This is a genomic window from Noviherbaspirillum sp., from assembly GCF_035944575.1.
GTDB lineage: Bacteria > Pseudomonadota > Gammaproteobacteria > Burkholderiales > Burkholderiaceae_D > Noviherbaspirillum.
Map to the genome: position 1 here is coordinate 1 of NZ_DASZBA010000239.1, position 25,408 is coordinate 25,408.

At 54.1% G+C, this 25,408-nt stretch carries 24 protein-coding genes and 1 tRNA gene; 2 read left to right on the forward strand and 23 right to left on the reverse strand.

All coding sequences use genetic code 11. From position 1 onward, the window contains the following. The 18 genes from VGU61_RS19105 to VGU61_RS19190 all read right to left on the reverse strand — a co-directional run. On the reverse strand, window positions 1-550 hold a 550-nt coding region (locus VGU61_RS19105; RefSeq protein WP_326860861.1), incomplete at its 3' end, for an NADH-quinone oxidoreductase subunit N. A 55-nt stretch (window positions 551-605) separates the two neighbouring features. Further along, window positions 606-2,096: an NADH-quinone oxidoreductase subunit M gene (locus tag VGU61_RS19110; protein ID WP_326860862.1), complete on the reverse strand. Its 1,491-nt coding sequence runs from the start codon at window positions 2,094-2,096 to the stop codon at window positions 606-608. Between the two features lie 27 nt (window positions 2,097-2,123). Continuing rightward, the gene (gene nuoL, locus VGU61_RS19115; RefSeq protein WP_326860863.1) at window positions 2,124-4,169 is read right to left on the reverse strand and encodes an NADH-quinone oxidoreductase subunit L; all 2,046 of its coding nucleotides are present in this window, start codon (window positions 4,167-4,169) and stop codon (window positions 2,124-2,126) included. A 27-nt stretch (window positions 4,170-4,196) separates the two neighbouring features. Beyond that, entirely contained in the window at window positions 4,197-4,505 is a 309-nt protein-coding gene (gene nuoK, locus VGU61_RS19120) for an NADH-quinone oxidoreductase subunit NuoK (protein WP_326860864.1), read from the reverse strand. A gap of 14 nt (window positions 4,506-4,519) precedes the next feature. Further along, window positions 4,520-5,158: an NADH-quinone oxidoreductase subunit J gene (locus VGU61_RS19125; RefSeq protein WP_326860865.1), complete on the reverse strand. Its 639-nt coding sequence runs from the start codon at window positions 5,156-5,158 to the stop codon at window positions 4,520-4,522. Window positions 5,159-5,193: 35 nt separating this feature from the next. Beyond that, window positions 5,194-5,682, reverse strand: coding sequence for an NADH-quinone oxidoreductase subunit NuoI (nuoI, locus tag VGU61_RS19130; RefSeq protein ID WP_326860866.1), 489 nt, complete (start codon window positions 5,680-5,682; stop codon window positions 5,194-5,196). A gap of 79 nt (window positions 5,683-5,761) precedes the next feature. Beyond that, window positions 5,762-6,829: an NADH-quinone oxidoreductase subunit NuoH gene (gene nuoH / locus VGU61_RS19135; RefSeq protein WP_326860898.1), complete on the reverse strand. Its 1,068-nt coding sequence runs from the start codon at window positions 6,827-6,829 to the stop codon at window positions 5,762-5,764. Next, entirely contained in the window at window positions 6,829-9,168 is a 2,340-nt protein-coding gene (gene nuoG / locus VGU61_RS19140) for an NADH-quinone oxidoreductase subunit NuoG (protein WP_326860899.1), read from the reverse strand. The genes nuoH and nuoG overlap by 1 nt, the downstream gene beginning before the upstream one ends. Window positions 9,169-9,252: 84 nt before the next feature. Further along, window positions 9,253-10,548, reverse strand: coding sequence for an NADH-quinone oxidoreductase subunit NuoF (nuoF, locus tag VGU61_RS19145; protein WP_326860867.1), 1,296 nt, complete (start codon window positions 10,546-10,548; stop codon window positions 9,253-9,255). Continuing rightward, the gene (gene nuoE / locus VGU61_RS19150) at window positions 10,545-11,024 is read right to left on the reverse strand and encodes an NADH-quinone oxidoreductase subunit NuoE (protein WP_326860868.1); all 480 of its coding nucleotides are present in this window, start codon (window positions 11,022-11,024) and stop codon (window positions 10,545-10,547) included. The genes nuoF and nuoE overlap by 4 nt, the downstream gene beginning before the upstream one ends. A 28-nt stretch (window positions 11,025-11,052) precedes the next feature. Continuing rightward, window positions 11,053-12,306 carry an NADH-quinone oxidoreductase subunit D gene (locus VGU61_RS19155; RefSeq protein ID WP_326860869.1) on the reverse strand — a complete coding sequence of 418 codons (1,254 nt, stop codon included), beginning with the start codon at window positions 12,304-12,306 and terminating at the stop codon, window positions 11,053-11,055. Further along, window positions 12,306-12,902: an NADH-quinone oxidoreductase subunit C gene (locus tag VGU61_RS19160; RefSeq protein ID WP_326860870.1), complete on the reverse strand. Its 597-nt coding sequence runs from the start codon at window positions 12,900-12,902 to the stop codon at window positions 12,306-12,308. The genes VGU61_RS19155 and VGU61_RS19160 overlap by 1 nt, the downstream gene beginning before the upstream one ends. A 21-nt stretch (window positions 12,903-12,923) precedes the next feature. Continuing rightward, window positions 12,924-13,400, reverse strand: coding sequence for an NADH-quinone oxidoreductase subunit B family protein (locus tag VGU61_RS19165; RefSeq protein WP_326860871.1), 477 nt, complete (start codon window positions 13,398-13,400; stop codon window positions 12,924-12,926). A 3-nt stretch (window positions 13,401-13,403) separates the two neighbouring features. Continuing rightward, window positions 13,404-13,766 carry an NADH-quinone oxidoreductase subunit A gene (locus VGU61_RS19170; protein ID WP_326860872.1) on the reverse strand — a complete coding sequence of 121 codons (363 nt, stop codon included), beginning with the start codon at window positions 13,764-13,766 and terminating at the stop codon, window positions 13,404-13,406. 113 nt (window positions 13,767-13,879) lie between these two features. Further along, a tRNA-Leu gene (locus VGU61_RS19175) sits at window positions 13,880-13,964 on the reverse strand. Between the two features lie 86 nt (window positions 13,965-14,050). Then, window positions 14,051-14,488: a preprotein translocase subunit SecG gene (gene secG, locus VGU61_RS19180; protein ID WP_326860873.1), complete on the reverse strand. Its 438-nt coding sequence runs from the start codon at window positions 14,486-14,488 to the stop codon at window positions 14,051-14,053. A 42-nt stretch (window positions 14,489-14,530) separates the two neighbouring features. After that, on the reverse strand, window positions 14,531-15,277 hold the full coding sequence (tpiA, locus tag VGU61_RS19185; RefSeq protein WP_326860874.1) for a triose-phosphate isomerase: 747 nt from the start codon (window positions 15,275-15,277) through the stop codon (window positions 14,531-14,533). A 91-nt stretch (window positions 15,278-15,368) separates the two neighbouring features. Then, window positions 15,369-16,370 (reverse strand): NAD(P)H-quinone oxidoreductase, encoded by a 1,002-nt coding sequence (locus VGU61_RS19190; RefSeq protein WP_326860875.1) that lies wholly within the window; start codon window positions 16,368-16,370, stop codon window positions 15,369-15,371. 127 nt (window positions 16,371-16,497) lie between these two features. Between VGU61_RS19190 and VGU61_RS19195 the strand changes: the two genes are divergently transcribed. Continuing rightward, a complete protein-coding gene (locus VGU61_RS19195; RefSeq protein ID WP_326860876.1) occupies window positions 16,498-18,252 on the forward strand; it encodes a sensor domain-containing diguanylate cyclase in 1,755 nt (584 codons plus the stop codon). A 99-nt stretch (window positions 18,253-18,351) separates the two neighbouring features. On the opposite strand, the gene pnp is transcribed toward VGU61_RS19195, so the two are convergent. Together pnp and rpsO are read right to left on the reverse strand one after the other, a co-directional pair. After that, window positions 18,352-20,478, reverse strand: a complete 2,127-nt coding sequence (gene pnp / locus VGU61_RS19200; RefSeq protein WP_326860878.1) for a polyribonucleotide nucleotidyltransferase — start codon at window positions 20,476-20,478, stop codon at window positions 18,352-18,354. Window positions 20,479-20,666: 188 nt separating this feature from the next. Further along, on the reverse strand, window positions 20,667-20,936 hold the full coding sequence (gene rpsO / locus VGU61_RS19205) for a 30S ribosomal protein S15 (protein ID WP_326860879.1): 270 nt from the start codon (window positions 20,934-20,936) through the stop codon (window positions 20,667-20,669). A gap of 148 nt (window positions 20,937-21,084) precedes the next feature. Here rpsO and VGU61_RS19210 point away from each other — a divergent pair, with 148 nt between their 5' ends. Beyond that, on the forward strand, window positions 21,085-21,600 hold the full coding sequence (locus tag VGU61_RS19210; protein ID WP_326860880.1) for a hypothetical protein: 516 nt from the start codon (window positions 21,085-21,087) through the stop codon (window positions 21,598-21,600). A 76-nt stretch (window positions 21,601-21,676) separates the two neighbouring features. On the opposite strand, the gene VGU61_RS19215 is transcribed toward VGU61_RS19210, so the two are convergent. From VGU61_RS19215 to VGU61_RS19225, 3 genes are all read right to left on the reverse strand, one after another. Next, window positions 21,677-23,215, reverse strand: coding sequence for a 2-isopropylmalate synthase (locus tag VGU61_RS19215; RefSeq protein ID WP_326860881.1), 1,539 nt, complete (start codon window positions 23,213-23,215; stop codon window positions 21,677-21,679). A gap of 339 nt (window positions 23,216-23,554) precedes the next feature. Beyond that, entirely contained in the window at window positions 23,555-24,502 is a 948-nt protein-coding gene (gene pssA / locus VGU61_RS19220; RefSeq protein ID WP_414691665.1) for a CDP-diacylglycerol--serine O-phosphatidyltransferase, read from the reverse strand. Between the two features lie 147 nt (window positions 24,503-24,649). Further along, the gene (locus VGU61_RS19225) at window positions 24,650-25,396 is read right to left on the reverse strand and encodes an SIMPL domain-containing protein (RefSeq protein WP_326860883.1); all 747 of its coding nucleotides are present in this window, start codon (window positions 25,394-25,396) and stop codon (window positions 24,650-24,652) included. Between the last annotated feature and the right edge of the window lie 12 nt (window positions 25,397-25,408).

The following is a 25,408-nucleotide window of genomic DNA, read 5'->3' on the forward strand; positions in this document are numbered from 1 at the left end:
ACAGCATTGAAATTCCGTAGAGGAGGAACCCTGACGACAGCGCACCAAGAATGAAATACTTCATTGCCGCTTCGGTCGATACCGGGTTATTGCGGCGCAATGCGACCAGTGCATAGGTGGACAAGGACATCAACTCAAGACCGAGATAGATGATCAGGAAGTTGTTTCCGGAAATCATGATCATCTGGCCAAGCAGGGAGAACAATGCCAGTACATAGAACTCGCCGCCGAGCGTGCCCCCGAGCATGCCGCGATCCGTACCATACTGCCTTGAATAGATCAGCGTCAGCGCAACGGCCACATAGGAAAACACCTTTAACAGGCTCGACATCGGATCCGAGACGAACATGTTGTAGAAGGTATAGGTCGTGGTCCCGCTGTTGAAGTCCGCAAGGCTCAGTGCGGTACATACCGCGAGCGTCGCAAGCGACAGCACGTAGGTAATATTTCTCTTCGCATCCGACAGAAACATATCGATCAGAAGGATCGCGGATGTCGCGATCAGCAGGAAGATCTCGGGATAGAGCGGTATCAGATTGGTGTTATTCATTTGGAGTTGCCAGTTTGCTCTCGACAATACGGTCTAGGGCCGCGTGGTCCAGTCCTCAATTCAATTTCGAAACAGCGACATGCTTGAGCAGATCTGAAACGGAAGTCTGCATCACGTCGGTGAACGGTGCCGGGTACACGCCCATCGCGATCACTGCAATGGCCAATACACTGAGCATCATGAATTCACGTGCGTTCAGATCCGTCAACGCGGCGACTTGCGAATTACCGACATTTCCGAACACGACCCGCTTGACAAGCCACAGTGAATAGGCCGCACCGAAGATCAGGGCAGTTGCGGCCAGCAAGCCGATCCAGAAGTTGAACTTGACCGCCCCCAGGATGACCATGAACTCGCCGACAAATCCCGACGTCGCCGGAAGACCGCAGTTTGCGAGCGAAAAAAGAACGAAGAACGCTGCAAATTTAGGCATGGTGTTCACTACACCGCCGTAGTCGGCGATCTGCCGGGAATGCATGCGGTCATACAGCACGCCGATGCAAAGGAACATGGCGCCGGAAACGAACCCGTGGGAGATCATCTGCACGATGCCGCCCTGCACTGCCATATCGTTGAAGACAAAGAAGCCGAGCGTGACGAAACCCATGTGCGCAATCGACGAATACGCAACCAGCTTCTTCATGTCCGCTTGTACCAGCGCGACCAGGCCGATGTAGATGACGGCGATCAACGACAAGGTAATGATAAAGCCGGACAGCGAATGACTCGCGTCGGGCGTGATCGGCAACGAGAATCGCAGGAAGCCGTAGGCGCCGAGTTTCAACATGATGGCTGCCAGGACCACCGAACCGCCGGTCGGCGCTTCGACGTGGGCATCGGGAAGCCAGGTATGCACGGGCCACATCGGTACCTTCACGGCGAACGCCATGAAGAAGGCGAGAAAGATCAGGATTTGCGCATTCAGCGGTAACGGCAATTGATGCCATACCAGGATTTCGAAGCTGCCGCCTGATGCGAAATACAGGTACAGAATCGCAACCAATGTCAGCAGCGATCCAAAGAAGGTGTAGAGGAAGAACTTGATTGCCGCGTAGACCCGGTTCGCCCCACCCCAGATGCCGATGATGATGAACATCGGGACCAGTGTGGCTTCGAAGAATACATAAAACAGCAAGCCATCCAACGCCGAGAAAACCCCAACCATCAAACCGGAAAGGATGAGGAACGCTCCCATGTACTGGGATACCCGTTTCTCGATGACTTCCCAGCCGGCGATAACCACGATGATGGTGATGAACGCGGTCAGCAGCACAAACCATACCGAGATGCCGTCAACGCCGAGGTAATAGTTGATGTTGAAGCGATCGATCCATGCCGCCTTTTCGACGAACTGCATTCCATGCGCAGCCTTGTCGAACTGTGTAATCAAAGGCAGCGTGACCAGGAAACTGACGATCGATCCGAGCAGAGACACGGAACGCACCAGACCGGGGTTGTTGTCACGGCCGAAAGCCAGAACAAACGCTCCGAACGCGATCGGTAGCCAGATCGCGAGACTAAGGTAAGGGAAAGTTGACTGCATCATGGTTATATATTGTTTTACTTGGCCAACTTATTTGGCAAACGACGGAAACGGCATGAAATAGACCAGGAAACCCAAGACACCGAGAATCATCACAAATGCATAGTGATAGATGTAACCGGACTGGAAATGGCGGATCACTCCCGAGAACCATCCGACCAGCTTCGCGCTGCCATTGACCAGCAGGCCGTCGATCAACGTCCGGTCGCCGATTTTCCACAGACCGCCTCCCAGCAATCTGGCGCCGCCGGCGAACACGACATCATTGATCTTGTCCATGTAGTACTTTTGATCCAGCAAAGTATGAATTGCGTGGAATTTTGCGTAGAACCACGCCGGCACCCGGGGGTTGACCATGTAACAGTAATAGGCAGCCAGCACCCCGGTGGAGGCCAGTGCAAAAGGCCAGGTGATAAAGCCGTGCAGGCCCATCGCAACCGCGCCGTGATAGGCTTCCGACAGGTTCTTCATGGCCGGATGCGCATCGCTGACGAAAATTACATTGTTGAAGAAGTCACCGTGCAGCATCGGACCGATGGTGAAGAAGCCGATCAGAACCGACGGGATCGCCAGCAACATCAATGGCAATGTGACAACCAATGGAGCTTCGTGCGGCTTTTCGCCCGGGGCGAGTCCATGATGATGTTCGTCCGCATGCTCGTCATGTGCATGGTCCTGGTGCCCGTGATGCGGTTTGCCGAAGCGCTCTTCGCCATGGAAAACCAGAAAATACATGCGGAATGAATAGAAGGCCGTAACGAACACCCCTGCAAGTACGGCGAAGTTCGCAAAGCCCGCACCAGCAATATGGGTCTCATGGACTGCCTCGATGATGCTGTCCTTGGAGTAGAAGCCGGAGAAGAATGGCGTTCCGATCAGTGCGAGCGAACCGAGCAGCGACGTAATCCAGGTAATTGGCATGTATTTGCGCAGGCCACCCATATTGCGGATGTCCTGATCGTGGTGCATACCAATGATGACAGCGCCGGCGCCAAGGAACAGCAATGCCTTGAAGAACGCGTGCGTCATCAGATGGAAGACTGCGACCGAATAGGCGGACGCACCGAGAGCCACCGTCATGTAGCCCAGCTGGGACAGCGTCGAATACGCCACCACCCGCTTGATGTCGTTCTGGATGATCCCGAGGAATCCCATGAAGAGCGCGGTGATCGAACCGATGATGAGCACAAAGGATAATGCGGTTTCGGACAGCTCGAATAGGGGCGACATCCGCGCCACCATGAAGATGCCCGCCGTGACCATCGTCGCCGCGTGAATCAGCGCGGAGATTGGTGTCGGGCCTTCCATCGAATCAGGAAGCCAGACGTGCAACGGAAATTGCGCGGATTTACCCATCGCACCGATGAACAGGCAAATGCACGCCACGGTGAGCAGCATCCAGTCGGTCCCGGGCAGTGTCCATGCAGCGAGTTCGCTGCTGCGCGCAAATACTTCCTGGTAATTCATCGAACCGGCATATGCGAGCAGGAGTCCGATGCCCAGAATGAAGCCAAAGTCGCCGACTCGATTGACCAGAAACGCTTTCATGTTTGCGAAGATCGCGGTGGGCTTGGTGTACCAGAAACCGATCAGAAGATAGGAAACGAGGCCCACTGCTTCCCAGCCGAAGAACAACTGCAGGAAGTTGTTGCTCATGACGAGCATCAGCATCGAGAAGGTGAACAGCGAGATATAGGAAAAGAACCGGTTGTAGCCTTCGTCGTCCTTCATATAACCGATGGTATAGATATGCACCATCAGCGAAACGAAGGTCACGACGCACATCATCATTGCCGTCAGGCTGTCGACCAGAAACCCGATTTCCAGCGTGATGTCCCCCACTCTCATCCACTCGTAGATGGTTCCACTGTAGCTTGCGCCATCCAGCACTGCCAGCAGTGTGTGGATGGAAATGATCAGAGCGATCAGGACGCCCAAGATCGTCACACTGTGCGACGCTGTACGCCCGATTTTATTGCCCAGAAATTTTGTGCCGAAAAGCCCGGCAATCGCAGAACCGACAAGAGGTGCCAACGGCACAGCCAAAAGCAGATTAGGGTTAAGTTGCCCCGCCATAATGAACCTTGCGTTTGTTTTTTGTAATTAGCCTTTTAGGCTGTCCAGGTCTTCCACATTGATGGTGTCCAGGTTGCGGAACATTGCAACGAGAATCGCCAGGCCGATTGCGGATTCCGCAGCGGCCACTGTGAGAATGAAGAAAACGAAAATCTGTCCAGCTGCATCGCCCAGATAGTAGGAAAAGGCGATGAAGTTCATGTTGACAGCCAATAGCATCAGTTCGATGGCCATCAGCAGAACGATGACGTTCTTACGGTTCAAGAAAATACCGACTATCGAGATCGCGAACAGTATCGCGCCGAGAATCAGGTAATGTGCAAGCGTTAATGCCACGAGGCGCTCCCTTATTATTTATCTGCAGCCGGCACAGCGGCAGGCGTGCCGCCATTCGCGCGTTCCGATTCCGATTTCATGTTAACCATGCGGATACGGTCGCCACGTTTTACTTTTACAGCGGCTGCCGGATCGAAATACTTGCTGTCCTTACGCCGGCGCAGCGTCAGCGCCACGGCCGCGACGATTGCGACCAGCAGAACCACCGCGGCGATTTCGAAGGCATACACGTACTCGGTATAAATCAGCTTGCCAAGCTCCTTGGTGTTGCCGATGTTAGCCGAGTGGGCCGGCGCTTCAGCATCCATACGGAAGCCATGCAGCAGCACGGCAGCCATCTCAAGGACGATCACTACACCGATGGTCGCTGCAAGCGGGAAGTATCCCCAGAATCCTTCGCGCATTTTGCCGATGTTGATATCGACCATCATCACTACGAACAGGAACAAAACCATCACCGCGCCGACGTAAACCAGTACGAGCACGATTGCCAGGAACTCGGCCCGCAGCAGCAACCAGATTGCCGCGGCGGAGAAAAACGACAGCACGAGAAACAATGCGGCATGTACCGGATTGCGATCGGTGATCACACGCGTTGCGGCGAACAGCAGGATTGCCGAAAACGCGTAAAACAGGGCAGTTTGAAATTCCATGGTCGACTAATAGAAATGGCTATATCAGTGCCGGATTAACGATATGCGGCATCTGCTGCCCGTGAAGCGGCAATTTCCTTCTCGTAGCGGTCGCCTACCGCCAGCAGCATTTCCTTGGTGTAATAAAGATCACCGCGTTTTTCGCCGTGATATTCCAGCGTATTTGTTTCGACGATCGAGTCGACCGGGCAGGACTCTTCGCAAAAACCGCAGAAGATGCATTTGGTCAAGTCGATATCGTAACGCGTAGTACGACGGGTACCATCATCCCGCTGCTCCGATTCGATCGTGATCGCCATCGCCGGGCAAACTGCCTCGCACAATTTGCAGGCGATGCAACGCTCTTCCCCGTTCGGATAACGACGGAGCGCATGCAATCCGCGGAAACGGGGAGACATCGGCGTCTTCTCTTCAGGGAACTGCACGGTAATCTTGCGTGCAAACATATAACGGCCGGTCAGGGCGAGACCCCTGACCAATTCGCGCAGCATCAGGCTGCCGAAAAAATCTTTTATGGCTTGCATTTGCGTGCCTCTAGTTCTTTCATTTGCTGGGAAAGCGGCGATTGTTTGCGCCGCCCCTCCAGCGGATATACAAAATGTCTTAGTCCCAAATATTCCAGGGCGAATGAATCCAGAATGCGACGATGACCAAGTATGCAAGGGTCAACGGTATGAAAACTTTCCAACCGAGGCGCATGATCTGGTCATACCGGTAGCGCGGAAACGATGCGCGCGCCCAGATGAACAGCGATACGACAAAGAACGTCTTGATACCGAGCCAGATCCAGCCTGGCACCCAGTCCAGCAACGCGATAGGCGCAGCCCAGCCGCCGAGGAACAGCAGCGATGCGAGTGCCGAAATCAGGATCATGTTCGCGTATTCGGCCAGGAAGAACATAGCGAACGACATGCCCGAATATTCCACCATGTGACCCGCCACGATTTCCGATTCCCCTTCCACCACGTCGAACGGATGCCGGTTGGTTTCGGCGATGCCTGAAATGACGTAGATCACGAAAATCGGAAACAGCGGCAACCAGTTCCACGAGAGGAAAGTCAGACCGATGTCGGCAAAGTATCCCTTGTTCTGGACCATCACGATTTCAGTCAGATTCAGCGTACCTGACACCATCAGCACGATGACCAGCGCAAAACCCATGGCGATTTCATACGAAACCATTTGCGCCGATGCCCGCATCGCACCCAGAAACGCATACTTCGAGTTGGATGCCCAGCCGGCAATGATGACGCCATAGACCTCCATCGACGTGATTGCCATGATGAACAACAGTCCCGCATTCACATTTGCCAGCGCCCGGTCCGGGCCGAACGGCACCACCGCCCACGCAGCGAGCGCGGGCATGATCGTCATGATCGGTGCGATAACGAACAGCGCGGTATTGGCCCGCGCCGGCACGATGATTTCTTTCAGCAGGAGCTTCAATGCGTCGGCGATGGGTTGCAGCAAGCCGCCTGGACCAACGCGATTGGGGCCCATACGCGAATGCATCCAGCCGATCATTTTGCGTTCCCACAAAGTCAGATAGGCAACGCAGCCCATCAGCGGGAGCACAATCGCAACAATCTTCACAGTGTTCCAGATCAGCGGCCAGAAGAAGCCAAACCAGCCTTGCCCCGTGCTATGGATGGTTGTGAACATTTGATCCATCATGCCTTCTCCACGCTCAGCGGTCCAAACATAGGTCCGAGTCCGGCCGTCGACGGATGCGCAGCCGACACACGCACTACGCCATCCGGCAAGCTGCTATCGATCGCGGCCGCCAGGACCGCACTACCCTCACCCTGCCGAACACGGACCTGGTCGCCTGATACGATTCCGAAGTGCTGCGCAAGCGCGGCGGACACCCATGCCTTAGGCGCCTCTGCTTCGGCGGTTTGCTGCAGTGCATGCGCGCGCCTTACGATTGCGTCCGAAAAATAGGTCGGAACATCGGCGATTCGCTCGATTTCGATGTTTCCGGAAGCTGTGGCTCCCCGCTGCGGCGCTATGTCGGCAAGATTGTTCAGATGCTGTGCCAGGTTGATATCTGCAACGGAATTGACGCCGAAAATCTCATTGCGTACTGCTTCCGAGGTATCGAATTCAAATCCCTGCAATCCGAGCAGGTTTCCGAGGACACGCATCACTTTCCAGGCCGGCCGTGTTTCGCCAAGTGGCCGGACGGTACCGTTGAAGCTTTGCACACGCCCTTCGCTGCTGACAAATGTGCCCGACGTTTCCGAAAATGGAGAGATGGGCAGCAGGACATCCGCATAATCCAGGCCGTGCTTGAAGGGCGACAGTGCCACAACCATCTCCGCCTGGTCGAGCGCTTTCCGCGCCAGTTGCGGATTAGCCGTATCAAACTCTGGCTCCGCATGCAGCAATACATATGCCTTGCGAGGCTGGGCGAACATGGATTGCGCATTCGCTCCCTGTCGCGGCATGGCATTGGCAATGTATCCGCCGACGGTGTTTGCGCCTTCCGTCAGATAGCCGAATCTTGCATCGGTTTGCTGGGCAATCCATTGGGCCGCGGCATGCAGTTTCGACGCCTGCGGATGCTGTGCGACCGCGTTGCCAAGGAAAACCGCCTTCGGCTCGCCGGACAGCAGGTTTGCTGCGGTCTCCTTTGCAGCCTGCGAAGGTGACACGTTTTCGAAACCCGCAGGCGCTGCGATGCCTTTGGTTTGTGCGATAGCCACGATGATTTCACCGAGCGCCGACAGCCATGCCGACGGTGCTGCAATCATTTTGCTGGCTACCGGCATCAGCAGATCCTGATCGACAGCATGCAGAAGGCTGATTCTCGCGCCGCGCTTTGTCGCATGACGAAGACGTGCAGCCAGCAATGGATGATCCTTGCGCAGGAACGAACCAACGATGAGTACACGCTTCAGCTGGTCGATTTCCTGGATCGGCATGCCGAGCCATGGCGTGATTTTCCCGTCCAGCGAGAAATCCGATTGGCGAAGGCGGAAGTCGATATTGTCCGACCCCAGATCCCGGACCAGCTTTTGCAGCAAGGCGAGTTCCTCCAGCGTTGAGTAAGGCGTCGCCAGTGCGGCAATCGCATCAGCGCCATGCTCGTGCTTGATGTTCTTCAGGCCATGCGCGACGTACTCAAGCGCGGTCTGCCAGTCCGTTTCCTGCCATTGCCCGCCTTGCTTGATCATCGGCACTGTGAGCCGATCTTCGCTGTTGAGACCTTCATAGGAAAAACGGTCACGGTCCGACAGCCAGCATTCGTTCACCGCCTCGTTCTCGAAGGGGAGAACGCGCATGACTTTCGCACCCTTTACCTGCACAATCAGATTGGAGCCGAGGCCATCATGCGGGCTGACCGATTTCCGGCGTGAAAGCTCCCACGAACGTGCGCTGTACCGGAAAGGCTTCGATGTCAGCGCACCAACTGGACACAAATCGATCATGTTGCCCGAAATTTCCGAGCTGACAGCCTTGTCAACGAACGTTGTGATTTCCGAGTGCTCGCCACGATTGAGCATGCCGAATTCCATTACGCCGGCGATTTCCTGCCCAAAGCGAACACATCGCGTGCAGTGGATGCAGCGGCTCATCTCACGTGTGGAAATGAGCGGACCGACATCTTTTGGCACCACGACACGCTTCTCTTCCTCATACCGCGAGGAAGAAGGTCCATAGCCCACAGCCAGATCCTGCAGTTGGCATTCGCCACCCTGATCGCAGATCGGGCAGTCGAGCGGATGGTTGATCAGCAGAAACTCCATCACGCCCTTCTGGGCTTTGATTGCCTTGTCGCTCTGCGAGCGCACAATCATCCCGGCAGTAACCGGCGTAGCGCAAGCGGGTAACGGCTTGGGAGCCTTCTCGACTTCGACCAGACACATGCGGCAGTTTGCCGCGATCGACAACTTTTTGTGATAACAAAAATGCGGGATGTAGGTACCAAGCTTGTTGGCCGCATCCATCACCATGCTGCCTTCTTGCACCTCAACTTTTTTTCCGTCTATTTCAATTTCAACCATGGCATTCGCCCAAGTGTTTTCAGGATGCGCACTGCGCACCACATCAATCCGGAAATCGGCGTGCATCGGCACGCCAAGCAGACATCAAACGTACGACGGCACCAGGCAGTGCTTGTGTTCGATGTGATATTCAAACTCGTCGCGGAAGTTCTTGATCATTGCGCGCACTGGCATTGCGGCCGCATCACCCAATGCGCAGATAGTGCGCCCCTGGATGTTGTCGGCAATCGAGTTCAGCATGTCCAGATCGGACGCGCGCCCTTCCCCGTGCTCGATCCGATGCACCATGCGGTATAGCCAACCAGTACCTTCGCGGCAAGGCGTGCATTGCCCGCATGACTCTTCAAAATAGAAGTACGACAGGCGCAACAGCGACTTCACCATGCAGCGGGTTTCATCCATGACGATCACCGCGCCGGATCCCAACATCGAACCTGCCTTTGCGATCGAATCGTAATCCATGTCGGTGGCCATCATGACGTCGCCGGTGAGTACCGGCATCGACGAACCACCAGGGATGACCGCCTTGATCTTCTTCCCGTCCCGCATGCCGCCTGCCAATTCCAGGAGCTTTGCAAACGGGGTGCCCAACGGCACTTCATAATTGCCGGGTCTCGCCACGTCACCCGACATCGAGAAAATCTTCGTACCGCCGTTGTTCGGCTTTCCAAGGGCTGCATACGCTTCGCCACCCATGCGAAAGACGAACGGCACCGCAGCGAACGTCTCGGTGTTGTTGATCGTGGTCGGTTTGCCGTACAAACCGTAGCTGGCGGGGAACGGCGGCTTGAAGCGCGGTTGTCCCTTCTTGCCTTCGATCGACTCGAGCAGAGCCGTCTCTTCGCCACAAATGTATGCACCGTAACCGTGAAACGCATGCAACTGGAAGCTGAAGTCGCTGCCCATGATCCGGTCACCCAGAAACCCTGCTGCGCGTGCCTCCTCGAGTGCTTCCTCGAAACGCGCATATTCTGCCCAGACCTCGCCGTGGATATAGTTGTAGCCCACGGTGATGCCCATCGCGTAGGCACCAATAGCCATGCCTTCGATCAGTGCATGCGGGTTGTAGCGGATAATGTCGCGGTCCTTGAATGTGCCTGGCTCGCCTTCATCGGTATTACATACGAGGTACTTCTGCCCTGGGAATTGCCGAGGCATGAAACTCCATTTAAGGCCGGTAGGAAAGCCGGCGCCGCCACGTCCACGCAGTGAGGACGCCTTCAATTCCGCGATCACCTGCTCCGGCGCAATCTTCTCGTTCAGGATGCGTTTCAATGATTCGTATCCGCCACGTTTCACATAGTCGGCCAGATGCCAGTTATTACCATCCAGGCCGGCAAGGATAAGCGGATTGATATGACGGTCATGCAGACTAGTCATCGCTTTAATTCCTCCACGAGCGCATCAATTTTGTCGTTTGACATGAAACTGCACATGCGCTTGTTATTTACCAGCATGACGGGCGCGTCGCCGCAAGCCCCCATGCATTCACCCTCGATCAGGGTAAAGCGACCATCAGGTGTCGTGTCCTTAAAATCCACGCCGAGTTTCTGCTTGAGATATTCAGCGGCCTTTTCGCCGCCGGACAGCGCACATGGCAGATTGGTGCAGACCGAAATCTTGTGCTTGCCGACCGGCTTGGTGTTGTACATGTTGTAGAAGGTCGCCACTTCCTGAACGGCGATCGGCGCCATGCCGAGATATTTCGCCACAGCCTCCATCACTTCAGGTGCCAGCCAGCCCTTCTCGTCTTGAGCGATTGCGAGCGCGGCCATCACCGCAGACTGCTTCTGGTCTGCCGGAAACTTCGCGAGTTCGCGATCGATCAACTTGTACGCTTGTTCTGATAACAGCATGATTGTTGCCTTTAATATCGATCCGCCATCAGCGGTCGATTTCGCCAAATACAATGTCCTGCGTTCCGATAATCGTTACCGCGTCCGCGATCATGTGGCCTTTCGCCATTTCGTCGAGCCCCTGCAGATGCGCAAAGCCAGGTGCGCGGATCTTTATGCGGTATGGCTTATTTGCGCCATCCGACACGATATAGATTCCGAACTCGCCTTTCGGATGTTCAATCGCAGAGTAGGCCTCGCCGGGCGGCACGTGAAATCCTTCCTGGAACAGTTTGAAATGGTGAATCAACTCTTCCATGTTGGACTTCATGCTTACGCGATCCGGCGGCGCAACTTTGTGATTGCCGGTGATGACGGGACCAGGATTGTTGCGCAGCCACTCGATGCACTGCTTGATGATCCTGTTGGATTGACGCATTTCTTCGATGCGGACCAGATAGCGGTCATAGCAGTCGCCATTCACGCCGACAGGAATATCGAAATCAAGCAGGTCATATACCTCATAAGGCTGCTTCTTGCGCAAGTCCCATTCGACGCCTGACCCGCGAAGCATCGGGCCTGTAAAACCCATCGCCTTGGCGCGTTCCGGCGACACCACGCCGACACCGACCAGACGCTGCTTCCAAATACGGTTGTCGGTTAACAGCGTCTCGTACTCATCGACATAGGTCGGAAAACGATTGGTGAAGTCTTCGATAAAGTCGAGCAGCGATCCCTGACGGTTTTCGTTGAGCTGCCTCACCGATTTTTCGTTGCGCACCACGGATGCCTTGTACTGCGGCATCGAATCTGGCAGATCGCGATAGACGCCCCCCGGACGATAGTAAGCTGCGTGCATACGAGCGCCCGACACCGCCTCGTAGCAATCCATCAGATCCTCACGTTCGCGGAACGCGTACAGGAAAACCGCCATTGCACCGACGTCCAGTGCGTGTGCGCCGATCCATAGCAGGTGGTTCAGCAGCCGTGTAATCTCGTCGAACATCACACGGATGTATTGCGCACGCAGTGGCACCTCAAGCCCGAGCAATTTCTCGATCGCCAGCACATATCCGTGCTCATTGCACATCATCGACACATAGTCGAGACGATCCATGTATGGCAATGCCTGCAGGTAAGTCTTCTGCTCAGCAAGCTTTTCGGTCGCACGATGCAACAGTCCAATGTGAGGATCGGCACGCTGTATCACTTCGCCGTCCAGTTCCAGCACGAGACGCAATACGCCGTGCGCAGCCGGATGCTGAGGTCCGAAGTTAAGTGTGTAATTCTTGATTTCAGCCATTATTTCATCCCGTAATTTTCTTCACGGATCACTCGTGGCGTAATTTCGCGCGGGTCGATCGTCACGGGTTGATAAATCACGCGCTTCTGCTGCGGGTCATAACGCATCTCGACATAGCCTGTAACTGGGAAATCCTTGCGGAACGGATGTCCGATGAAGCCATAGTCAGTCAGGATACGGCGAAGGTCGTTATGCCCCTCGAAGAGGATTCCAAAGAAATCGAACGCTTCACGTTCGTACCAGTTCGCTGTGGGCCATACTTCGGTCATGGACGCGACGACCGGCAGATCGTCATCCGGCGCAAACGTACGTACACGCACACGCCAGTTATGGGAGGTCGACAGCAGATGGGATACAACAGCAAATCGCAGCCCGTCCCACGCGCCGTCACGGTAAGTGGAGTAATCAACGCCGCACAGATCGATCAATTCATCGAAACGCAGGTCGGCGTGATCCCGCAGAGTACGCATTGCCGACAAGTAGGACGAAGCCTTAACGACCACGGTAACTTCACCTAACGCCACAGTCAGGTCTGATATGTGGTCTCCGAGCGCATTACGCAAGGCTGCTTCGAGGGTTTCTAGTTTCGTGGTCATATGCTTCAATGAGATGCGCGATCAGCGCGCAATGGTGTTAGTACGACGGATCTTGTTCTGCAATTGCAGAATGCCATACAGAAGCGCTTCCGCTGTAGGCGGGCACCCCGGCACATATACGTCGACCGGCACGATACGATCACAGCCGCGCACGACTGAATATGAATAGTGGTAATAACCGCCACCATTGGCACAAGTACCCATGGAAATAACCCAACGGGGCTCGGCCATCTGGTCATACACCTTGCGCAATGCCGGCGCCATCTTGTTGCACAAGGTACCTGCGACGATCATCACATCGGACTGACGCGGAGATGGACGGAATACGATGCCAAACCGGTCAAGGTCATAGCGGGAAGCACCGGCATGCATCATCTCCACAGCGCAGCATGCAAGGCCAAAAGTCATCGGCCACAGAGAGCCGGTTCGGGTCCAGTTGATCAGCTTGTCTGCCGTCGTCGTTACGAACCCTTCGTTTAATACACCTTCAATAGACATGACTTACTCCCAATCGAGAGCGCCCTTTTTCCAGATGTACCAGAAGCCGACGAGGAACTCGAGAATGAAGATCAGCATCGTCACGAGGCCTTGCCAGCCGAGATCTCGCATCGCGACACCCCAGGGGAAGAAGAACGCAGTCTCAAGATCGAACAAAATGAAAAGAATGGCAACCAGGTAGTAGCGCACGTCGAATTTCATGCGCGCATCCTCGAATGCCTCGAAGCCGCACTCATACGGCGAAAGCTTCGCCACGTCTGGCCTATGCGGGCCAAGCACACGACCCAGCACCTGGGGCACGACACCAACCCCGATACCAACCAGAATGAAGAGCAAGATAGGGAAATAATTTTCGAGGTTTACCATAGCGTGCGGATAAGTTGGGTTAATTGAGTGATTTGCGAACGTCTGCAATATCAAACAACGACTTCCTCGACAAAAAGCCAGCTCGGGTATACCCCTTGCTGGCTTTATTCTTTTGGTGCCGACGGCGAGACTCGAACTCGCACAGCTTTCGCCACTACCCCCTCAAGATAGCGTGTCTACCAATTTCACCACGTCGGCTAAAGTCCGCTATTTTACCTCGTTTCACCCTCTTTTTTCAATGCACAATTACATCAAATCAAGGAAATTACCCCTAGTAGAAATACCTACTTCGGAATTTGATTTGCTTGACCGCCGCCAGCGGCAGGCGCTGCTGGCGCAGGAGCCGTAGCTGGTGTCGATGGAGCTGCATTTGACGGCACCGGAGTATTCGCTGCAGGCGCACCCGTAGCCGGAGCGGCCGGAGAAGTTGCCGGGACACTACTTGCAGGCAACCGGTCCATTACACCGGCACCAGATGAACCATACTTGTTACCGATGAGAGCGAGAGCCAGCGTTGCCGCGAAGAACACAGCGGCAGCCACACCGGTAGACTTGGACAGAAAATTGGATGAGCCCGTTGCACCAAATAGACTGCCCGAAGCACCGGAACCAAAAGCCGCCCCCATGTCGGCGCCTTTGCCATGCTGGATCAGCACAAGCCCGATAATAACCAGTGCCGACACAACTTGAAGCACAACGATAAAAGTGAACAATGCGTTCATTACTTGAGTCCCAATATGTATATAAGATTTGCCGGCAAATTATCAAGCGGCGTTGATTATTGCCAGAAAATCGGACGCCTTTAGAGACGCGCCGCCAATCAAACCACCATCAATATCTGGCATCGAAAGCAATTCTTTTGCATTGTCCGGCTTCATGCTGCCGCCGTATAAAATTCTGACCTTCTCTGCAGCGACTGCGCTCTTCGCCGCCAATCTTTGCCGCAGAAGCGCATGCACATCCTGCGCCATTTGCGGGGTCGCTGTTTTGCCCGTGCCGATCGCCCATACGGGCTCATACGCAACAACAATACTCTTCAGACTTTCTTCGTCCAGAACATTGAGTATCGCATTGATTTGCCGAGCAACGACTTCATCGGTTTTACCCGCCTCGCGCTCTGCAAGCAACTCGCCTACACAGATAATCGGCGTAAGCTCCGATGCCAAGGCACGCGACGCTTTGAGTGCGACGACCTCATCACTTTCATTGTGATAAGACCGACGCTCCGAATGGCCGACAATGGCATACCGGCATCCGACATCGCGCAGCATTGCGGCAGATATTTCACCAGTATATGCGCCTGACTCATGGACCGACACGTCCTGCCCACCCCATGCAATCGCGGTTCCGGAAAGTTCCGCCTTGGCCTGAGCCAGATAAATTGCCGGAGCACAAACGGCAACGTCGCATGCCGAGCCAGGCAGCCCGGCTTTTATTGACGCCAGTAAATCGGCATTGGCAGCAAGGCTGCCATTCATTTTCCAGTTTCCGGCAATGAGCTTGCGACGCATAGGACCCCAAAATTTCAATAACCCGGCATTCTAGCGCGAGCATCCTATGCGGTCAAACTGCCGCACAATCCGCCCGCAAAATCAGGCCCGATCAACTGGCCTCATCGTTACCTTCGACAACCTGAAGCATGATCTTTCCGATATGGGTGCTGGCTTCCATCAAGGCATGCGCCTCCGCAGCCTGCTCCAGTGGAAACACCTTGAAAATTACGGGCTTGATCGCTCCGGCTTCAATCAGCGGCCATACGTGCTTGCGCAGATTGGCGGCAATGTCAGCTTTGAAGGCGATGGACCGCGGCCGCAATGTCGACCCGGTTATGGTCAGACGCCGTCGCAGCACTTGTCCTAAATCGATGGTGGCTTTAGCACCGCCAAGCAAGGCGATCAATGACAGACGTCCATCATCCGCCAGGCAATCGATTTCACGAGGAATGTATTCGCCGCCGACCATATCCAGCACAACATCAACCCCCTTGCCGTCGGTTTCCGCTTTGACGGCCGCCACAAAATCTTCGGTACGGTAGTTGATCGCCCGATCGGCACCAAGGCCTTCGCAAGCGCGGCATTTGTCGTCGGACCCGGCAGTTGCGAATACTGTGTGCCCCATCGCCTTTGCCATCTGTATTGCGGTCACCCCGATTCCGGAAGTTCCGCCTTGCACCAAAAGAGTATCCCTGCCGGATAACCGTGCACGATCAAACACGTTGCTCCATACTGTAAAAAACGTTTCCGGCAGCGAAGCAGCCTCAACAGCTGTTAATCCTGCGGGGACAGGCAAGCACTGCCGAAGCGGGGCGCTGCAGTACTCGGCATAGCCTCCACCCTGTACAAGGGCACACACCATGTCACCGATTTTGAATTCGCTTCCTGCCACATCGCCGTCGATGATCTCGCCAGCCACCTCAAGTCCGGGCAAATCAGATGCGCCAGGCGGCACAGGATATTGTCCCAGGCGCTGTATGACGTCTGGCCGATTTACTCCTGCGGCATGCACCTTGATCAGAACCTCGCCTTCCTTTAAGACCGGCATAGGCCGAACGCAGGACTTCAAAACATCAGGCGCACCTGGTTTGGTTATTTCGATGGCTCGCATCCCGAAACTCCATAGCAAAAAATGAAACTTATTGTACGCCACTAAGCTTCAGGCCGCCGCGCCTGCTCCGTGAGCGCTCTTCTTGCCAATATTTGGAATCGAGCACTTTCGTTCTGCAAGCAAGTTGATGGAAGACAACAAATCACTTCGGATTTATCTCAATAATTCAGGAGATGGTTTCCCGCAAACCGCCAATAAATGCGTTAATCATTTGCAATTCATTCGTTACAACAAAGTTACAAATTTGCTGGAACTAATCATCCAGCCAAGTTTCCAAACGGAAATAATCAATTTATGTCAATACAACATGCAACGAGTCCACCTCCCCTTGCAATTTCATACGCATTCAGACGCGTTCGCGGAAATATCGACGATTGATGATCGACGTTTCGATCTGACTACCGAAGCATGCAACGACAATCACGCTATTCTTGGGGACAGAGTTATGCGTTATCGGGAAATGGTGGAATTGGCGTTGGAAGCAACATTGGTTTTCCTAGATGGAAAACTGGCCTTGCTTAATCGGGCAGGCTGCCGACTGCTCGGAGCAAATGATTCAGAAGAGTTGATCGGCAAAAGCCTGCTCGACTTCATTCATCCGGATTTTCATGCCACCTGGCTCGACGCTCCTCCGATCGAATTGAAAAATGGCCCTGTCGGCGCCTCGTTCGTCGAACAAATTTGGGTCCGCCTCGACGGTACGTCCTTCGACGCAGAGCTTACTACCGGCAGGCTGACTTACGAAGATGCACCAGCTTTACAAATTACCGTACGCGACATCAGCTCCCGCAAATTTTCTGAAAAACTGCAATTGGGCGAGAATCGCATCTTGAACATGATTGCGACCGGATCGCCCCTGCAAGACATCCTAACGTCGCTCGCAAAATTTGCCGAGACCACGTCGATCAGCGGCAATTGTTCGGTACGGTTGTTTAACCTCGAAGAGTCTCTCCTGTCGACAAGTGTTGCACCCAGTCTGTCAAGCGAACTTGTTACCGATCTGGACCATTTACCAATCGGTCCTCATAACAGCTCCTGCCACGCAGCTGCGTATCGCGCGGAACCAGTTATTGCGAATGACATTCGGACTGATCCGTCCTGGGACAACCATCGGGTTTTAATACTTCGCCATGGTTTCAATGCATCCGCCTCATGGCCCATCTTCGGAAAAAATAAAAAGTTACTCGGAACATTCGCTCTCTATTTCCGTGAAGGTTCCGAGTTGAATTCTCAAACCACAAGGCTGCTCGATATCTGCGCAAACCTTGCTGGCATTGCCATCGACAGCCGGACTTCGGAAGATCGGATCCGCTATTTGGCCCACTATGACGGTCTGACCACACTGCCGAACCGGTTCCTATTCAGCGACTATCTTGAAGTAGCCTTGCGAAATGCACAGAGACATCAAAAGAAATTCGCAGTGTTCTTTATCGACCTCGATAAATTCAAAGAGGTAAACGACACGTTGGGTCACGATGCGGGGGACGAGGTATTGCGTGAGACCGCGCGCCGCCTGCGAAACAGTCTGCGCCATACCGACAAGATCGCGCGCATGGGTGGAGACGAGTTCTATGTACTCATCGAAGAGCTTGCCAATAGCAGTTATGCGGTCGATGTCGCTATCAAACTTCTAAACGAGACGGCGAAACCCATGCTCATTCAAGGCCGGTCGGTCGAGGTGAACATGAGCATCGGGATTGCAATTTATCCGGACCACGGCCTGGAGGTGCAAACATTGCTGGCAAATGCGGACAGCGCCATGTACGGCGCCAAAGAATCCGGAAAGAATGGTTACCGACTTTTCGCAGGTCCGAAGCAACCTGGATTGCAGTGCATAAACGCTCTCGACAATACAGTGATGCCTGCAAATCATGCAGCTTAATATTGTCGACGAAAGACGACTGGGGCGCTGGCCGCCATAAAAAAAGCCGTCCGGCTTATCGCTACGGACGGCTTCGAATACGGAAGTATGGCGTTCTGCTTACTGCTGCATTCCTTCGCCATTTTCTTCTGCCATTGCAGCTTTCATTGACAGCTTTAGACGTCCGCGATCATCGGTTTCAAGAACCTTGACCCGTACCTGCTGGCCTTCTTTCAAGTAGTCGGCGACCGCATTGACGCGTTCGTTTGCAATCTGGCTGATATGCAGCAAACCGTCTTTGCCTGGCATTACCTGCACGATTGCGCCAAAATCAAGAAGCTTCAATACCGTGCCGTCGTAAGTCTTTCCGACTTCGACGGACGCAGTCAATTCCTCGATGCGGCGCTTTGCCTCCTGGCCGGCAGCAGCATCGACCGACGCAATGGTTACCACGCCTTCATCGCTGATATCGATCTGCGTGCCGGTCTCTTCTGTCAGCGCGCGAATCACAGCGCCACCCTTGCCGATCACATCGCGAATTTTTTCAGGATTGATCTTGATGGTGATGAGGCGCGGTGCGAAATTGGACAGTTCCACTTTTCCTTGCGGAACAGCTTCCTGCATCTTGCTCAAGATATGCATACGGCCTTCTTTAGCCTGGGCCAGAGCGACCTGCATGATTTCCTTGGTGATGCCCTGGATTTTGATATCCATCTGCAGCGCGGTAATGCCTGTCGCGGTACCTGCGACCTTGAAGTCCATGTCGCCAAGGTGATCTTCATCGCCCAGGATATCGGTTAGCACCGCAAATTTGCTGCCATCCTTGATCAAGCCCATTGCGATGCCCGCCACATGGGACTTCATCGGAACGCCGGCATCCATAAGAGCCAAGCAACCACCGCAAACCGACGCCATGGATGAAGAACCATTCGATTCCGTGATTTCGGAAACCAGACGAACCGAATAGCTGAACTCTTCGGGCGCTGGAAGTGCCGCCTGGAGAGCCCGCTTTGCCAGACGGCCATGACCGATTTCACGGCGTTTTGGCGTACCTACGCGGCCGGTTTCTCCGGTAGCGAACGGCGGCATGTTGTAGTGGAGCATGAAGCGGTCGGAATATTCGCCCATCAGAGCATCAATCTTCTGTTCATCCCGTGCGGTGCCCAGTGTAGCCACGACCAATGCCTGTGTTTCACCGCGGGTGAAGAGTGCAGACCCGTGAGTCCGGGGCAACACACTCGTACGGATGGTGATGGGACGTACGGTACGGGTGTCGCGTCCGTCAATACGCGGTTCGCCTTCGAGGATTTGTGAGCGAACGATTTTCGCTTCCAGATCGAAGAGAATGCTGCCTACTTCAGCAGCGTCCGGCGCGCTCGTTCCTGCAGCGGCAGCTTCCTCTGCCAAGGCGGCGTTGACTTCCGAGCTGACTGCGTTGAGCTTCGCTGTACGCGCCTGCTTATCCTTGGTCTGATATGCCTCGCGGAGTTTGGCTTCGGCGTGTTGTGCTACTCGACTTATCAGCGACTCGTTCTTCGGCGCCGGGCTCCACTCCACCTCGGGTTTGCCGCCGTCACGAACCAGGTCATGGATGGCATTGATAACCGCCTGCATTTGCTCATGGCCGAAAACGACGGCGCCGAGCATGATCTCTTCCGACAACTGATTGGCTTCCGACTCGACCATCAAAACCGCCTGCTCCGTACCCGCAACGACCAGATCCATTTCGGAAGTCGCAAGCTGGGTCGTTGTCGGATTCAGAATGTACTGGCCATTTGCGTAGCCGACTCGCGCAGCACCTAGTGGGCCATTGAAGGGAATACCTGCGATGCACAGCGCTGCGGATGCACCGATCATCGACGCGATATCCGGATCGATTTCAGGATTGACCGACAGCACATGGATAATTACCTGAACTTCGTTCAAATAACCTTCCGGGAAAAGTGGACGGATCGGGCGGTCGATAAGGCGTGATGTAAGTGTCTCCTTCTCAGAAGGCCGGCCTTCCCGTTTGAAGAAGCCCCCGGGAATGCGGCCCGCTGCATAGCTCTTTTCCACGTAATCGACGGTAAGCGGGAAAAAATCCTGGCCTGGTTTCGCATCCTTGCGCGCGACGACGGTAGCTAGAATTACGGTATCTTCGATTGACACGACGACTGCACCGGAAGCCTGGCGAGCTATCTCTCCTGTTTCCAAGGTGACCTGATGCTGGCCATACTGGAAGGTTTTGGTTACTTTATTGAACACGGTGTTTCCTTTCTTTTTTGCCGACAGATTTTCAGGGGCTGTCGTTCACCTCACCACGAATGGCCTGCCGCATGCGGCACGCCATCTTTACGACCATTAAATTACGAACCGCTAAAAGGCAAAATGCCTGCATCAGTGAACTGACGCAGGCATTTCAGCGATAAATCGAAATAAAATATCGCAATGAGTTACTTACGGAGACCGAGTTTTTCGATCAGGGAACGGTAACGGGTCGCGTCTTTACCTTTCAGGTAGGACAAGAGCTTCTTCCGACGGTTTACCATCCTAATCAAGCCACGACGGGAGTGGTGATCCTTAGCGTGGATTTTGAAATGGCCGTTGAGTTCGTTGATACGTGCAGTCAGCAAAGCGACTTGCACTTCCGGAGAGCCGGTATCATTCTGGCCCCGGGCATTATCCGCAATAATTGCGTTCTTATCGATATTTTCGACAGTCATGACTTACCTTTCACATGCGGTGAGCGGAGTCGCAACCCCATCCACCGTGAACAATTGATAAAAAAATTTGGTCAAATCGACCAAGATGCGCAGTATATAGGAAATGACCTGAGGATTCAAACACTTAGCCATGTTTTAAAGGATTGCCATGAAACGCTTCCGTAGCCTCGTCATTCTCGGCTTGTTCGCCCTGCTACAAGGCTGCGCCATATTGCACAGCGGAACTGTCAAACCGGGGGAGAGTGAAGCAGAGGTAATCGCCAAACTCGGCCAGCCGACAAACCGTTATAAAGATGAAAAGGGAAGTCTGCTCGAATACGCGAGAGGGCCATGGGGCCAGCAAACCTACATGGCACGGATTGGCCCGGATGGGCGCGTGACATCTTTTGAGCAGGTCTTGACCCTCCAGAAGTTCGCAACCATCACCCCAGGCCAAGCCAATAAAAAGGATGTTCTGCATACCATTGGCGCGCCGAGCGACACCTCTTATCTATCCCTCTCGGATCTCGAAGTCTGGTCGTATCCCTATAAGGAAAACGACGTCTGGAACTCCTTGATGCATGTGCATTTCGATCGAAACGGCGTCGTGCAAAAGATGATGAACGGGCCGGATCCCCGATTCGATCCCGATATGCGCTTTCCGTTTGGAATGATGCGCCGCTAGCTCATCATCACCATACTTCTTCAAACAAAAAGAGCGCTCTTGAAGAAGGACGCTCTTTCTTTATATAAGAACACCCTCAAAGCTGGGGATTCAATCGTTCGGCCTTGGAATGAAGCTTGTTTAATGCAGAAATATAAGCCTTGGCCGACGCAACAACGATATCAGGATCAGCGCCAACTCCATTTACAATCCGTCCCGCCTTCGACAAGCGCATGGTTACTTCACCCTGCGATTGAGTCCCGGTGGTAATTGCATTCACCGAGAAAAGAAGCAGTTCGGAACCGCTTGCTGCTTTGGACTCGATGGCATTTACCGTTGCATCAACCGGACCATTTCCCTCTCCTTCGCATGTCTGCTCTTTGCCATCCATGGTAAAAACGACTTTCGCAGAAGGCTTTTCACCGGTTTCGGATCGCTGGGAAAGCGATACAAATCGATAGTACTCGTTGTCATGCGAATGCTGTTCGTCGGCGACAACGGCAATAATGTCCTCGTCAAATATCTCGGACTTGCGGTCGGCCAACTCCTTAAAACGGGAGAATGCGGCATTTACTTCGGTTTCCGAATCGAGTTCAATTCCCAATTCCTCCAACCGCTGCTTGAAAGCATTGCGCCCTGACAATTTGCCCAGCACGATTTTATTTGCTGTCCAGCCGACATCCTCAGCCCGCATGATTTCGTAGGTATCCCGCGCCTTCAAGACGCCATCCTGATGAATGCCGGACGCGTGGGCGAAAGCATTTGCGCCTACTACCGCCTTATTGGGCTGCACGGCGAATCCGGTGATTTGCGATACCAGCTTCGACGCAGGCACGATTTGCGAGAGGTCGATTGAAAGATCCAAGTTAAAGTGATCCTTGCGGGTTTTCACAGCCATGACCACTTCTTCGAGTGCAGTGTTGCCGGCGCGCTCGCCCAAGCCGTTGATTGTGCATTCCACCTGGCGCGCGCCGCCGATCACTACCCCAGCGAGTGAATTCGCCACTGCCATGCCGAGATCGTTGTGGCAATGCACCGACCAAATGGCTTTATCGGAGTTCGGAATACGCTCCCGAAGGGTCTTGATCATGTTCCCGTACAACTCCGGCACGCCGTACCCGACTGTATCGGCAAAATTGATGGTCGTCGCACCTTCCGCAATCACCGCTTCGATAACCCGGCAAAGGAAATCGACGTCAGAACGGCTGCCGTCCTCCGGACTGAATTCCACATCATCGGTGAATTGACGGGCGAAGCGTACCGCCTGCTTGGCCTGTTCGAACACCTGATCCGGCGTCATGCGCAGCTTCTTTTCCATATGAAGCGGAGACGTGGCTATAAAGGTATGAATACGTTTTCTCGCTGCGCTTGCAAGTGCTTCGGCAGCACGTGAAATATCGCGATCGTTGGCGCGCGAAAGGGAGCAAACGGTGGAATCCTTGATGATTCCGGCAATGGCGCGAATGGATTCAAAATCTCCCGGCGACGCCGCCGCAAAACCAGCCTCAATCACATCGACCTTCAGTCGCTCCAGTTGCTTGGCGATACGAATTTTCTCTTCTTTTGTCATCGACGCGCCGGGAGACTGCTCACCATCCCTTAAGGTGGTGTCGAAAATAATGAGTTTGTCGGCCATGCTTTGCTCCTAAGAAAGTGATTTTGGGTCGGTTGAACGGATCTTCGCCTGCCCTTGCCATATTGGCATGAGCGAGAAACTGCACGAATTGTGGGATAGGGGATTTAGCGCGTGTTAACGCACTAGCAGCAGACCTAGAAATAGGCTGCCGCTGGAGAAAGCGAATGCGGAGATGTGAATTTCGCGGAACATGTGGAAAACTATAAGGGGAAATTCGAGAAAGCGCAACGTTTTGATTACAAACACGTCTGCGCTCATGAATTTCCCGGTTTTTACAGCCCGATTGCGGGAGATCCTGTCTCCTTTGAACGGCACTTTGCCGACTCACGCATATGCGTGTCAGTCTCTCTCATCAACCGGTTCGGGTTCCGTTTGCACAATACTGACGGGCTTGCCTTTCCATAGCCGCCAAAAATAAACCGCGTAACCGGATAATCCATATAGGACAAACAAGCCGAACAGCACTTTGGGAGGGTCGCTGGATATCAGGACGAAAATCAGCACAACGGCAAATATGGAAATAAATGGTACCGACTTGCGGAAATTGATTTCCTTGAAGCTGTAGAACGGCACATTGGTCACCATCGTAAGGCCGGCATAAAGTGTGATGCTCCATGCAAACCAGCTCAGATCCGGGCCGGCAAAGCCGAGGTCATCCATTAACCATACAAAGCCGGCGACCAGTGCCGCTGATGCCGGACTGGGCAGTCCCTGAAAATACCGCTTATCAACGACTGCAATGTTGGTGTTGAACCGCGCCAGCCGCAAGGCTGCACCCGCACAATAGACGAAGGCGGCAAGCCAACCCCATTTTCCCAAACCACGCAAGGACCATTCATATACGACCAGCGCGGGCGCGGCGCCGAAGGAAAGCAGGTCCGCAAGACTGTCGTACTGTGCGCCGAATTCACTTTGGGTGTTAGTAAGGCGTGCTACCCGCCCGTCCACGCTATCGAGCAGCATGGCTGCGAAAATCGCGATGGCGGCAAAATCAAACTTCAGATTCATCGCCATGACAATCGCATAGAATCCGCAGAACAGGTTTGCGGTTGTAAAGGCATTCGGCAGAAGATAGATCCCGCGCCTGCGCAGCGGCATCCCCACTCCCTGAATGTCCGCTTCGCCTCCCAAATGCGGTGGATGATGTCTGCTTAACCGGGTGAACTTGGGTACGAATCCCCTACCGCTTTTGACCTTGCGCCTGTTAAAACTGGGCATGCTGAATCCGTTCTGAAGCAAAACAGTTGATATTAAATGTAGGCCAGAGTTACTTACCTGCGCCGACATCGTATTTTTTCATGCTATTTGTAAATGGTGAGCGCCAGTAGGAAAACTGCATCACCGGTTTGCCAAGGGCTCAATATTGCTGCCAACTATCGCTTGCAACAATATGTCGAGCAAAATTACATCAGAGCTTGCGGTGTCTGGTTATCGCTATTTAAATTTCACTTTACCAACCACCCGCATGGTGGCCGTCGTTTCGCCGGGCTCGAAACTTGGCTCTTCAACCTGCATCGTATCTGCGACAGCGGCACGCATGGTCTTTTGCGCATGGGCTTCCTGAGGCGCATACGCTCCTGATGCTTCGAAATCCACTGTTTCAATGACCGCATCTGAGGGATTGCGGCCCATTGTTTTGGCAATGGCGGCGATACGGTCGGTCAGGTTACCGTAGGCGGTCGCGATTCGCTTTTCATCCAGTGTCTTTGTGGTTGCTTCAGTCAGCCCGAAATGCAGACCATTCAGCGCCAGCACTCGCTGGGCGGCCGCAACGGTATTGGACAACGCGGAAAGATTCGTCGTAGTCATTTCAAGATACTGACCGACACGCCAAGCACTCGGCTGCCGCGGCTTACCAGGTTGGCGTAACTGATCTTCCGGATAGACCGGATAGGTGTAATACCCTCGTGTCTGCAGTAGAGCCTGCGGATCTTCCCGCCGGAGGATCTCGAGCCCCTGTTTCATCTTTTGATTAGCACGTGATGCGGCCGTCGCCTTGTCCTTATCCTGCTCTTCGACCATAAACGTTGCGCGGGCTTCATCATTTGGATGTTTGACCTCGCCGGAGGCCGGAACAATCACAACCGTACCGGTTGTCTGGGCTGGCGATTGCGCATGTGCGGTCCCAAAGATTAGAGACGACATTATCAATACGAGCCATCGATCAGTACTGCGCAACATACTCTCCTCCAA